At 46.7% G+C, this 11,930-nt stretch carries 12 protein-coding genes and 1 other RNA gene; 4 read left to right on the top strand and 9 right to left on the bottom strand.

The window, feature by feature from the left end:
• Positions 1–131: 131 nt before the first annotated feature.
• Together ssrS and ACI39P_RS02310 are read right to left on the bottom strand one after the other, a co-directional pair.
• Positions 132–321, bottom strand: a non-coding RNA gene (gene ssrS, locus ACI39P_RS02315) — 6S RNA.
• A gap of 46 nt (positions 322–367) precedes the next feature.
• Positions 368–826, bottom strand: coding sequence for a signal peptidase II (locus tag ACI39P_RS02310; RefSeq protein ID WP_439719098.1), 459 nt, complete (start codon positions 824–826; stop codon positions 368–370).
• A gap of 126 nt (positions 827–952) precedes the next feature.
• Here ACI39P_RS02310 and fba point away from each other — a divergent pair, with 126 nt between their 5' ends.
• Both fba and ACI39P_RS02300 read left to right on the top strand, forming a co-directional pair.
• A complete protein-coding gene (fba, locus tag ACI39P_RS02305) occupies positions 953–1,900 on the top strand; it encodes a class II fructose-1,6-bisphosphate aldolase (protein WP_439719097.1) in 948 nt (315 codons plus the stop codon).
• 196 nt (positions 1,901–2,096) lie between these two features.
• Positions 2,097–2,984 carry an MBL fold metallo-hydrolase gene (locus ACI39P_RS02300; RefSeq protein WP_439719096.1) on the top strand — a complete coding sequence of 296 codons (888 nt, stop codon included), beginning with the start codon at positions 2,097–2,099 and terminating at the stop codon, positions 2,982–2,984.
• A gap of 52 nt (positions 2,985–3,036) precedes the next feature.
• Here ACI39P_RS02300 and ACI39P_RS02295 read toward each other — a convergent pair whose 3' ends face one another.
• From ACI39P_RS02295 to ACI39P_RS02270, 6 genes are all read right to left on the bottom strand, one after another.
• Positions 3,037–4,161, bottom strand: a complete 1,125-nt coding sequence (locus ACI39P_RS02295) for a radical SAM protein (protein ID WP_439719095.1) — start codon at positions 4,159–4,161, stop codon at positions 3,037–3,039.
• A 110-nt stretch (positions 4,162–4,271) separates the two neighbouring features.
• Entirely contained in the window at positions 4,272–5,471 is a 1,200-nt protein-coding gene (gene bioA / locus ACI39P_RS02290; RefSeq protein ID WP_439719094.1) for an adenosylmethionine--8-amino-7-oxononanoate transaminase, read from the bottom strand.
• A 12-nt stretch (positions 5,472–5,483) separates the two neighbouring features.
• Entirely contained in the window at positions 5,484–6,167 is a 684-nt protein-coding gene (bioD, locus tag ACI39P_RS02285) for a dethiobiotin synthase (protein WP_439719093.1), read from the bottom strand.
• Complete coding sequence (gene bioB / locus ACI39P_RS02280; protein ID WP_439719092.1) at positions 6,160–7,128, bottom strand: biotin synthase BioB; 969 nt, start codon at positions 7,126–7,128, stop codon at positions 6,160–6,162. The genes bioD and bioB overlap by 8 nt, the downstream gene beginning before the upstream one ends.
• Positions 7,129–7,134: 6 nt before the next feature.
• On the bottom strand, positions 7,135–7,665 hold the full coding sequence (locus tag ACI39P_RS02275; RefSeq protein ID WP_439719166.1) for a biotin transporter BioY: 531 nt from the start codon (positions 7,663–7,665) through the stop codon (positions 7,135–7,137).
• Positions 7,666–7,704: 39 nt separating this feature from the next.
• Entirely contained in the window at positions 7,705–8,679 is a 975-nt protein-coding gene (locus ACI39P_RS02270; protein ID WP_439719091.1) for a biotin--[acetyl-CoA-carboxylase] ligase, read from the bottom strand.
• A gap of 252 nt (positions 8,680–8,931) precedes the next feature.
• Here ACI39P_RS02270 and ACI39P_RS02265 point away from each other — a divergent pair, with 252 nt between their 5' ends.
• Positions 8,932–9,468: a DUF308 domain-containing protein gene (locus ACI39P_RS02265; RefSeq protein ID WP_439719090.1), complete on the top strand. Its 537-nt coding sequence runs from the start codon at positions 8,932–8,934 to the stop codon at positions 9,466–9,468.
• A gap of 66 nt (positions 9,469–9,534) precedes the next feature.
• Entirely contained in the window at positions 9,535–10,929 is a 1,395-nt protein-coding gene (locus tag ACI39P_RS02260; protein WP_439719089.1) for a radical SAM protein, read from the top strand.
• A gap of 256 nt (positions 10,930–11,185) precedes the next feature.
• Here the strand turns inward: ACI39P_RS02260 and ACI39P_RS02255 are convergent, their stop codons facing one another.
• The gene (locus tag ACI39P_RS02255; RefSeq protein WP_439719088.1) at positions 11,186–11,746 is read right to left on the bottom strand and encodes a TetR/AcrR family transcriptional regulator C-terminal domain-containing protein; all 561 of its coding nucleotides are present in this window, start codon (positions 11,744–11,746) and stop codon (positions 11,186–11,188) included.
• Between the last annotated feature and the right edge of the window lie 184 nt (positions 11,747–11,930).

Genomic DNA, 11,930 nt, shown 5'->3' with positions numbered 1-11,930 from the left:
CTATCGTTTTTTCTATTTTTTTTTTAAAACCTATTCTATTTTCCAATAAATCCCAGATACTTTTCCCAATAAAAAAACAGCTTCTTCCATAGTTCCCGAAGCTGTCTATTTCTTTTATAACTTTCTAAAAAAATCATCCCGAAATGCCGGTCTTGCCTCTTGACACCTAGCCTAAGCCAGGTGGGTTTCCGCAACTGCAGACTCTGCCTTCCCCCGCCCAAAGGGAATTATCTTGGGGCCTGACATATCTGCCGTATATAGGAGTCCCGCGTCAGTAATGTAGGTTCAAATATGGCAAGTTGTCGTACATTTCAGGATTCTTTGCTCTGATTATACTACAATTGTCCTCGCTAGGCAACATTAAAAATCATTTTTTCTTCATTTTGCAGAAGGGAAGGATTGTCAGCCACACTGCCCCCAGGATAATGGCGATATCCGCCAGATTGAAAATCGGGGCATTTTTTCCCTCAACGGGAATGAATAAAAAATCTGTCACCTTCCCCTTTTTCAGCCGTTCCCAAAAATTAGCATAGCCCCCGCCCAGGGTCACTGCCAGGGGCAGAGCCATCCGCCTGTCGCCCTTTCCCCGCAGCACATTGCAAAAGCTGCAGCTGTAAAGGGCCAGCAAAGCCCCCGTGGAAAGCAGGATGCCTTTTCTCCTTCCGTCAAATCTATTATAAGCCAGCCCGCCGTTTTTTATGTGCCAAAAATACAGGCGGTTTTTGACAATTTCTTTTTTTTGATTCAGCGGCAGTTTTTCTTCCGCCCATTTTTTTGTGCCCAGGTCCAGCCCCAGAATCGCAAAAAATGTAACAATCGCTCTCATTTTTCATCCTCCCATCGAAATCTTTTCCCGGCAAATGCCTTGTCACAAATCCCTTGCCGTATTATAATTCTAATATACGGAAATGCTAAAAGTAAACCCAAAATAATTTAAGAGAGGTGTTTTGATATGGCTTTGGTAACAACAAAAAAAATGTTTGAAAAGGCATTCGCAGGCGGCTATGCCATTGGTGCCTTCAACATCAATAACATGGAAATCGTTCAGGGCGTAGTCGCTGCAGCAAAGGCGCAAAATTCCGCTGTGATCCTGCAGGTTTCCAAATCCGCGCTGAAATATGCTCACCCCAAATATCTGAAGGCAATGGTTGACGCTGCCATCGAAGAAACCGGTCTGGATATCGCTCTGCATCTGGATCACGGCTCCGATTTTGAAGTATGCAGGGATTGTATCGAATACGGCTTCACCTCCGTTATGTTCGATGGTTCCCATCTGGATTATGAAGAAAACGTTGCCCAGACAAAGAAGATCGTAGACTATGCCCATGAAAGAGGCGTAGTGGTAGAAGCAGAACTGGGCAAGCTGGCAGGCGTGGAAGACGAAGTAAAGGTTGACGCTGCAAACGCAACCTATACAGACCCCGATCAGGCAGTGGATTTCGTAAAACGCACCGGCGTGGATTCTCTGGCCATCGCCATCGGCACCAGCCACGGTGCATATAAATTCAAGGGCGAAGCAAAGCTGGATTTCGACAGACTGGCCACTATCACAGAAAAACTGGAAGCAGCCGGTTTCCATAACTTCCCCATCGTTCTGCATGGTGCCTCCTCCGTGGATCAGAAATGTGTTGCTATGTGCAATGAATTCGGCGGCGAAATTGCTGGGGCAAAGGGCATCCCTGCGGAAATGCTGCGGAAGGCTTCCTCTATGGCAGTCTGCAAGATCAATATGGATACTGACCTTCGGCTGGCTATGACAGCGGCTATCCGCAAATCCTTCGGAGAAAATCCTTCCGCCTTCGACCCTCGCGGCTATTTGGGCGCAGGCAGAGACCTGATTCAGGAACTGGTGGAAGACAAGATCAAGAACGTGATCGGCTCTACCGATTCCATGAACTAAATTCCGATGGGGCTTTGTCCCCTCGCCCCCCAAGGGAATGATTCCCTTGGAACCCCATATCCCAAAAAACTGCGTTTTTTGTAAGGAATTTAATTGATATTCCTCGCAAAACGCAGTTTTTGCAAATAAGGTCAAGGGGATTATCCCCTTGCAGGATGGGGGACAGAGTCCCACGAAAGCAAAGGAGGTTTTGCCCATGTACGAACTGGTACAGGTAGCAGAAAATACATACTATATCAACTCCCCTTCCAAGATCGGCGTATACCGTGTCAGCGATGAGGATGTCTGGCTCATCGACAGCGGCAACGATAAGGACGCCGGCAGAAAGATCCAGAAAATTCTGGATGCCCAGGGCTGGAAGCTGACTGCTATCATCAATACCCACTCTAATGCCGACCATGACGGCGGCAATACCCTGCTGCAAAATCGCCTTGGCTGCGCTGTTTACAGCACTCCCTTGGAGGTAGCAGTGGTAGAAAATCCCATTCTGGAGCCTTCCTTCCTCTATGGCGGCTATCCTTTCAAAAAACTGCGGAATAAATTCCTGATGGCGACCCCCTCTAAAGGGCAGGATATCGCCGCGGCAAAACTGCCGGCGGGCATGGAATATTTCCGTCTGCCCGGTCATTTCTGGGATATGATCGGCGTAAAAACCCCCGATGATGTGTATTTTTTGGCGGACTGCATTTTTGGGGAAAACATCATCTCAAAATATCACCTTTCCTTCTTCTACGATATCGCAGCTCAGTTTGAAACACTGGATTTCGTAGAAAAACTAGAAGGCAAGCTTTTTATTCCCGCCCATGCGGAAGCCATGGAGGATATCAAGCCTCTGGTGGCTGCCAACCGCAATAAGATGCTGGAAATTCTGGATAAGCTGCAGGAAATCTGCGCAGAACCTCTGCAGTTCGAACAGATTTTGAAGCGTGTCTTTGAAGTGTTCGATCTGACCATGGATTATAACCAGTATGTTCTCATCGGCAGCACTGTCCGCTCCTATCTGTCTTATCTGGTGGATCAAGGCAAAGCGGAGGTCTATGTAGAAGATAATATGCTGCTTTGGAAAACAAAAACTACGGAATGAGCAAAAATATAGCACCTGATTTTCAAAATCAGGCGCTTTTTTATTGCCAAAATCAGAAGAACAGCTCCCCGGGGCGATAGCCTTCCGGCAGTTCCTCTTCTTCCAGGAACTGAAAGCTTTCATCCTGCAAAATAGGCAGAAATGCTTCGAAGGGAGGTCTGCTGAATTCCGAGCCATAGCCGCTGGCGCCGAACCATCCCCCTTCCTTGCTCTTCATATTCAGGCCACGGGCAAACTTCGTGCGGTTGGAACAATCGTGGACAGCCACATCCCAGCCTTCTTCCTCTGCCATCTTCATCAATTGGAAAGTCAGCTCCCGGCTCCAGATGGGAGAAATATAACCATGGCGATACACATACATATTTTCGCCCTCATAATTCCAGATATTGTTGTTGTTCAGGTGCAGCTCTGCGCAGTTCATGAAATCTACACCTGTGGCAAGAATCTTCTCTTTCTTTTCCAGGAATGCAGCAAAATATTCCGGTGTCATAGGTGTTTCAATCCCTACATATTTGATGTATTTTTTCGCCGTTGCAATGGCTTCAATCACTTTTTCGGAAGCATTGGTAGCCCCCAGATTGAAGCGCAGTTCATCCAGCCCCGCTTCTCCCAAGGCTTTCAGGTTTTCCTCCGTTGCCAAAGTGCCATTGGTATACATATGCTGATGGATGCCTGCTTCGTGGAATTTTCGGATAATACCGTAATATTTTTCAATCTCCATAAAAGGTTCCAGATAAACATAGGAAATGCCTGTGGGTTTTTCCTGAATGGAAAGGAGTAAATCCAAATCTCTTTCATAGAATTTGGTGCCGCCGATTTCCCACAACCCTTCGCCGATGGGCATGCAGTCCTCCAATTCCCCATAGTTATAGCAAAATTTGCACTGGATGTTGCATTTGTTCGTTTTCCGAATGGCAGTCAGGCCTGTCCCCGTCATGCAGGAACGGCATCCCTTGGGAAATTTTTCCGCAGGGCCAACAAAATAGGTTCTGCCATCCACCGACTGCAGTCCTTTGATTTCTGCCATCATCTTTTCATTTCTGGCATCGATGGCATCTTCGATCTGCGCAAAGGTGGCATAGACGATCTCCATCTGCTTGGGCATCAGTTCCTCTTCCTCATCCAACTGGGCAAAAAAGGAAAACCACATCAGGGCATCTTTTTTCGAAATTTTCATAGTTCTCTCCTCAATTCATACAGATTTTTCCCGCTCTCTGCAGGCCTTCTGCCTGTATTATAACATGAGGATTCCCGCTTTTCCATGCTTTCCTCTGCGCCGCCCAAAAATTACCGAGCAAACCATGCCTTCATGGTATCCAGCACCTTGACCAGTTCTTCCTCTGTAATGACATAGGGAACCATGGCATAAAGGTATTTCAGGAAGGGGCGGCTGAACACACCTCTCTCATAAGCGAATTGCTGATACCCCTTCAGCGTTGCGGCATCCTTTACCTCTACACAGACACAGCCGCCCATGATACGGATTTCCTGTATGCGGGGATCAGAAAAGCCTTCCATTTCCCGCCGGGTAATTTCCTCGATTCTGCGGATTTTTTCCATATAATTCTGAGATTCAAAAAGCTCGATGGACTGCAAAGCCACACTGCACGCCAAAGCATTGCCCATAAAGGTGGGGCCATGCATCAGAGCATGATTGGGGTCATCATCATAGAAGCCTTCGAATACTTTCCGATTGGCTACCGTTGCCGCATGGCCGATATAGCCTCCCGTCAGGGCTTTTCCCAACACCAGAATATCCGGCAAGACCAGATCTGCCACAAAACGGTTGCCTGTCCGTCCAAAGCCTGTGGCTACTTCATCAAAAATCAGCAGCACCCCATACTGGTCGCAAAGTTCTCTGGCCCGCTTCAGGAAGGAAATATCATACATCCGCATCCCCCCTGCTCCCTGCAGCAGCGGCTCCACAATAAAGCAATTCAGTCGGTCATGATAATTGGCAAAGGCCTGCTCCAACGCCTCTATTTCCGTAGGGATATGCACCACATATTTGCTGGGGCCATATGCCTTCAAGACAAAATGATAATCCTCATCATCCCCGGCCTCCATGGTTTTGAAGGTATCGCCGTGATAGGCATGTTCCAGAGCAAGGATCATGGTCCGCTGTTCCTCTCCCCGGTTCATATAATATTGCAGTGCCATTTTCAGGGCTACCTCCACCGCCACGCTGCCGGAATCCGAAAAAAAGGTATAATCCAGATCACCGGGCAGAAAGCTTTGCAGCTTTGCCGACAGCTTCTGTGCCGGTTCATGGGTCAGCCCGCCCAGCATCACATGGGAAAATTTCTCCACCTGAGAAATGATAGCCTGATTTAATGCCGGATGCTTGTAGCCATGGATAACACTCCACCAAGAGGACACCGAATCGATCAATTTCTGATCCTTGGTATATAAATAGACACCCTCTGCGTCTACGATTTCATAAGGTACTTTCATGGTTTTCATTTGTTCGTATGGATACCAGATCATTCCGTTTCCTCCTTATTCATATAACGATTGCAGCAGCTCCGCCGAAAGCTCCAGCTCTGTATCTCCGTCCTGCACGCAGGCGATTACTTTTGCCCCCGTCAGATGTTCACACATCTTCCGATTATCCTCCTGCATCGGGTCTCCTGGCTGAAAATGGTTGAAGATAATCCCCTTCAGGGGAATATCGTGGGCTTTCAGATAAAAAGCCGTCAGCCCCACGGCATTGATGGTACCAAGTCCTGCATCTGCTACCAGCAGACACCCCATATCCCCAGCCTTGATGATATCTGCAAGCCAAAGCTCCTTTTCATCAAAGCAAATGGGGCAGAGGATGCCGCCGGAGCCTTCCATGGTCACATATTCATAGCTTTCACAAACCTTCCGGAAGCCATCTAGGACAACTTCCATCTGTACCGGATTTCCTTCTATCCGAGAAGCCAGATGGGGAGAAACTGCTGTCTCATAAACATAGGGACACATTTCCTCCAAGGGCTGGGAAATCCCAGAAACCCTTTTCACATGGAGAGCATCCCCGGGAATCAGTCTGCCGTCTGTGCTTCGTTCATTGCCGCTCATGGCCGCTTTATAATAAGCCGCAGAAACGCCGCTTTCTTTCAGCTTTTTTAAAATCAGACCAGAAACATATGTTTTCCCCACATCTGTCCCCGTTCCTGTGATAAACAGCTGCTTACTCATTTCCAAACCTCACTTCATAGCCCAGATCTTTTATCAGCTTCATATCCGTCTCTACGGTGATACCTGCCGTCGTCAGCATATCCCCGGAGATTGCCGCATTTGCCCCGGATTGGAAACAGCTTTTGCCTTTATCCGCCAGCAATCCCCGGCCCCCCGCAAGGCGGATGGAAGCATCCGGCAGGAGAAAACGATAGACTGCTACGATCCGGCACATATCCTCTTGCGTCAGCTTCTCGTTATGTTCCAGGGGCGTACCGGGAATAGGGTTCAACATATTGACAGGCACGCTGCGGATACCTAATTCCCGCAGAGTCAGGGCCATATCGATGCGATCCTCCACTGTTTCCCCCAGCCCCATAATACCGCCGCTGCATACAGAAAGCCCTGCCGCCTGCGCTGCCCGAATGGCATTGATTTTATCTTCAAAGGTATGGGTGGTACAGATATTCGGAAAATTTCGGCGGGAGGTTTCCAAGTTATTATGTACCCGTGTAACCCCTGATTCCTTCAATTTTCTATACTGTTCTTCCTTTAAAAGCCCGAAAGAGATACAGACCGCAATGCCAGTCTCCTTCCGAATCTGCCGCACCGCCTCGCACATCCGTTCCACTTCCTCATCGGGCAGACGTTTCCCCGATGTAACGATGGAATACCGTAATACCCCTTGGGCATCATTTTTCTTAGCCTGAGCCAAAATTTCCCCATTGGGCAGCAGCGGATATTCTTCTGCATGGGTATGGTTATGGGCAGACTGGGCACAGAAACGGCAATTTTCCGAGCAGTGTCCGCTTTTCCCATTAATGATCGTACAGATATCAAATCCGTTAGAACAAAAATGTTCCCGAATCTCGTCTGCTTTTTTACATAATTCCTCCAAGGGCTGCTGATACAGCCAGAGGGCTTCTTCCCTCGTAATTTGTTTTCCTTGTAAAACTGCATTTCCTAAATCTTCTATCTTCATTGTTTCTTACAACCTTCCTTCCTGAATCAAGGGAATCATCCGCTTCCCGATCATCGCCCCCAGAATACACAAAAGAATATCACCGGGAACTGCCAAAAGAAAACAATACAAAAACAGCGGCCACAGCCCAATGGGGTTTTCCAGATAACACTTGCTGATAAAATAATAATACACCATCCCAAAAAGATATACGATGGCAAGTCCCGCAAAATCCGCCGCCAAGAGACGCTGATAGCCGGGTTTATGCACGCTGTTGGCAATCACCCCTGTCACAAAAGCCCCTGCGGCGAAGCCAATGATATATCCAAAACTGGGCTGGAAAATATACCCGATCCCGCCTCCCTGGGCAAAAACAGGCAGCCCCGCCAGCCCAAGGACAATATAAATGCAAACCGCAAGGCATCCTTTCTTTCCCCCCAGTAAAAGCCCCGCCAGCATCGTAAAGAGATACTGCAAAGTAAAGGGCACCACCGGAACAGGAATCTTGATAAAAGCCCCTACCGCGATCAATGCCACAAACATAGCACATAAAATCATATCTTTTGTTTTTCCGCTTCTCAATGTTCGCCCTCCTCATCAAAATCGGATACTGATCTCCCCGGAAGATAACCGCTCTATGCTGCCATCTTCATAGCGAACAAGCAAATAACATGCTTGATCTACATCTAATGCCATTGCTTTTTTCTCTCCATCCGGCGAGCGTACATAGATTTCTTTTCCAACCACCATGCTTCGTTCCCGATATTTTTCCACATAATCCGCACTTTTTTTTCCTTCATAATATTCCATAAAGTGATTCAAAAACGCAGCTGCCAGGTGGTTTTTCCCATCATTCTGCCGTTCCGGAAAGATTGCACCGGCAATCTGAGAAATCTCTTGCGGAAATCCCTCTTTTGGGGGATATACATTGATCCCAATGCCCAGCACCACATATTCCAGGCTGCCGTTTTCCAGCCCCAAGGCTGCTTCTGTCAGGATCCCACTGACCTTTTTTCCATCCATATAGATATCATTGACCCATTTGATCTGCGCCTGTTTCCCGGAAACCTCTTCGATGGCTTCGCAGGCGGCTACAGCGGCCATTGTTGTCAACCCCATCGCCTGCACCGGTGTAAATGCCGCCGGGCGGAGCAAAAGGCTCATATAAATGCCCGTATCAGTAGGGGAATAGAAGCTGCGCCCCATTCGCCCTCTGCCTTCCGTCTGGGCATTGGCGATTACCGTGCAGCCCTCTGCCGCTCCAGCGTTGGCTTTTTCCCGCAGCAGGGTATTGGTTGACCCTACCTCCGGCAATACATGCAATTCCAAAGCCCCGCAGGTTGGGTTCAGATATTTTTGAATTCCCTGGGCAGAAAGGATATCTGTGTGTACCGAAAGGCAGTAGCCTTTGTTCGGAACAGCATCGATCTCATATCCTTCGCTTCGCAGATTTTTTACCGCTTTCCAGACAGCCGTCCGGGAAACAGAAAGTTTCTCCGCGATTTCCTCGCCGGAAAAATAAGTTCCTTTCTGTTCTTCAAATAAAGAGAGAAGTTTTTCCTTCGTTCCCAATGTATCCACCTCCATTGGAAGGAATGATATCATAGTTTTCCCCAATAGTCAACCAATTTAATTAAACGGTTAACAATAGAAGAATGGCATTTCCTTTTCCTTTCAGAATCCCCTTTTCGACAAAAAAACAAAATTTTAGACAAAACTGTCCAAATGTCTGATTTTTGGATATTCTGCATTTTTTGTCCATTGTCGATTCTTTCAAATCTGTGTAGATTATAGGCATAAGATCAGACTATACTTTTGGAGGAGGTGATTCTTCTGAAACAACTGAAAATCGCATGGACAGGCTACATCCTGATTTCCGTTGTATTTTATATCTCAGGCATTCTGTGCATCGTCTTTCCGGAAATCATGTCGCAAAATGCAGTTCTCATGGGCGGGTGTATTTTGATCGCCTATGGAATCATCAAAATCATCGGTTATCTTTCCAAAGATTTATACTGCCTTGCCTTTCAATATGATTTTGCCTGCGGTCTGTTTTTGATCGTACTTGGAATAATCGTACTGTTCATGAATACCAAATATTATGGGCATCTATTATCCGGATTAGGCGTCCTAATCCTCTTGGACAGCCTGCTTTGCATCCAAACATCCATTGATGCGAAAAATTTCGGATTACCTTCCTGGCCGATGATATTGGCAGTTTCCATCCTGTCCGGAAGCTTCGGCGTTCTTCTGCTCATCATGGATACACAGCTATTCGCCGGGCTCGCCCTTTTGGCGGAAGGATTCATGCGGCAGTATATCGTACAATGTACCGTCCGTTTGTCAAACACGCAGATCTGAAAGACAAAAGAGTAACAAGAAACAAGAAGAATCCATAATGAAAATAAAACCTAGGAGGAAAATAAAATGAATGCATCGACAACACTGAAAAAGCTCGGTATTGAGCAAACATTTAACTATGTCTACAAAGACCCCGACAAAAACATGCCAAAACTGATGGACTGGGCAGATAAATTTGCCCGCGGGGAATTTGCTTCCCAAAGAAAGGCCATCCGGGAAGCTATTACCGATCCAAACCATCCATACTATTCCTACATCCGCCGTATTTTTACAGAAGTAGATCCCAACGTTTCCAAAACTTTGGCCGTAAATCTTTTCATCAACTCTGCCCTGGTTGGTTGGCAAAAAGAAGAGGAATGCCGAAAAAAATATGACTGCAACATTCCTTGGGCAATCCTGCTGGATCCCACCTCTGCCTGCAATCTGCACTGCACCGGCTGCTGGGCTGCGGAATATGGGCACAAGCTGAATCTGACCTTTGATGAGATCGACGATATCATCCGTCAGGGGAAGGAACTGGGCGTGTATATGTATATTTATACCGGCGGCGAACCTTTGGTGCGGAAAAAAGACCTGATCCGTCTCTGCGAAAAACATTCGGACTGCGTATTCCTGTGCTTTACTAATTCCACACTGATCGATGAAGAATTTGCAAATGACATGCTCCGGGTCGGCAATTTTGTTCCTGCCATTTCCCTGGAAGGCTTTGAAGAAGCCACCGATGGGCGCCGCGGCAAAGGGGTATATCAGAAGGTCAGAAAGGCCATGGAACTTCTTAGAAGCAAAAAGCTGATTTATGGGATTTCCTGCTGTTATACCAGTGCCAACTATGAATCCATCACTTCTGAAGAATTCTATGATTCTCTGATTGAAATGGGTGCATATTTTGTCTGGTTCTTCCATTATATGCCCGTTGGCAATGATGCCGTTCCAGAATTGCTGCCTACTCCTGAACAGCGTATCGGGGTATATGAAAGAATCCGTCATTATCGGGCTACAAAACCCCTGTTTGCAATGGACTTCCAGAATGACGCAGAATATGTAGGCGGCTGCATCGCAGGGGGGTATCGCTATCTGCATATCAACGCCAACGGCGATATCGATCCATGTGTATTCGTTCATTACTCTGATTCCAATATCCGTGAAAAAACCCTTCTGGAAGCACTGCGTTCTCCCATGATGATGGCTTATCATAGAGGGCAGCCCTTCAACGAAAATATGCTTCGCCCCTGCCCGATGCTGGAAAATCCCCAGAAACTGCGGGGAATGGTCACCGCCGCCGGCGCACATTCCACCGACCTTCAGTCTCCTGAAAGCGTGGAACACCTTTGTGCAAAATGCGACCCCTATGCAGAACACTGGAAACCTGTTGCGGATAAGCTTTGGAAAGAATCGCAACAGAAAAAAGCGGAACAATGCACCAATGAAGCAACAGAAGCAATCATAAAAAATAATTCCTAAATGAAAAAGGTACCACTTTAGCAGGTTCCTCAAAAGAAAACGGACATTGAAAAAAAATAAAAGGGATGAATCTTTAAAATATAAGGATTCACCCCTTTTAAATGCGTTCTCCTAAGGATGCGCCATTTGTGGTACCTTTTTGTCATACACATAGATACATACAAAAGAAACAAACATTTTTCAGCATGCTCCCTCTGCGATAATCATTTGCAGAACTTCCTTTCTTCTCCAAATGCCTTCGGGCAGAGGCACAATATTAATTCTTTTTCTTCCCCTGGGGGAAAAGGGAATTTTCCTCGAAATTCCAAAACAATTCATAGATTTTCTCACAAAAAACGAAAAGATCATAAGAGGCTCCTTCGTCCAGCCAATCCAAAATGATCCCAACGAAGGTGCATTTATAAAAGCGGATAAATATTTCCTGATCCTCTGGGGAAATCTCAATCGTTTTCGCCACACTGTCCACATAGGAACGCATAATATGAATCCCCATTTTACTCAGGTATTCCATGAATGCTTCCCGTTTTGTAGAACGATATAAATGAAGAATCGCGTTTTTTCGTTTGGCGCACTCCTCTGCCATATATGTCAGGCAACTGATGGGGGAGATAAATTCGCAATGATCTTTGATGACTTCATCCAGCCACTTGTCAATCGTATATTCAACCAAATCGGGAATATCCCGAAAATGGTAATAAAATGTATTGCGGTTCACCTGACACCGTTCCACCACATCATGTACTGTGATCTTGCCATATGTTTTTTCTACCAGAAGCTGCCAGAATGCTTCGCTGATTGCCTCTTTTGTCCGATTCATAGTATTGCCCTCCGTAATCATATAGGAATATTATACAATAAATCGCCGCAATTTTCAACGACCGCAACCGCTGCATCCAGCCCCTTAAACGGCAGCATCCAATATTATCGCTTTTTTCTTTTCAAAAACAATAAATATCCACCGGCCTAGCCGGTGGTTTTTCATTTGCGGGCATAGCCCTGCT

This window comes from Anaerotignum sp., assembly GCF_051877975.1.
GTDB lineage: Bacteria > Bacillota > Clostridia > Lachnospirales > Anaerotignaceae > Anaerotignum_A.
The sequence above is the reverse complement of the archived record's forward strand: the minus strand, read 5'-3'. Positions and strand labels throughout refer to the sequence as shown.

Bases quoted from the DNA above. Each gene is read 5' to 3' on its own strand.
- ACI39P_RS02310 (WP_439719098.1), bottom strand. From the start codon at position 826: ATGAGAGCGATTGTTACATTTTTTGCGATTCTGGGGCTGGACCTGGGC.
- bioD (WP_439719093.1), bottom strand. From the start codon at position 6,167: ATGAGTAAGCAGCTGTTTATCACAGGAACGGGGACAGATGTGGGGAAA.
- ACI39P_RS02260 (WP_439719089.1), top strand. From the start codon at position 9,535: ATGAATGCATCGACAACACTGAAAAAGCTCGGTATTGAGCAAACATTT.
- bioB (WP_439719092.1), bottom strand. From the start codon at position 7,128: ATGAAGATAGAAGATTTAGGAAATGCAGTTTTACAAGGAAAACAAATT.
- ACI39P_RS02300 (WP_439719096.1), top strand. From the start codon at position 2,097: ATGTACGAACTGGTACAGGTAGCAGAAAATACATACTATATCAACTCC.
- ACI39P_RS02295 (WP_439719095.1), bottom strand. From the start codon at position 4,161: ATGAAAATTTCGAAAAAAGATGCCCTGATGTGGTTTTCCTTTTTTGCC.
- ACI39P_RS02275 (WP_439719166.1), bottom strand. From the start codon at position 7,665: ATGATTTTATGTGCTATGTTTGTGGCATTGATCGCGGTAGGGGCTTTT.
- ACI39P_RS02255 (WP_439719088.1), bottom strand. From the start codon at position 11,746: ATGAATCGGACAAAAGAGGCAATCAGCGAAGCATTCTGGCAGCTTCTG.
- bioA (WP_439719094.1), bottom strand. From the start codon at position 5,471: ATGATCTGGTATCCATACGAACAAATGAAAACCATGAAAGTACCTTAT.
- fba (WP_439719097.1), top strand. From the start codon at position 953: ATGGCTTTGGTAACAACAAAAAAAATGTTTGAAAAGGCATTCGCAGGC.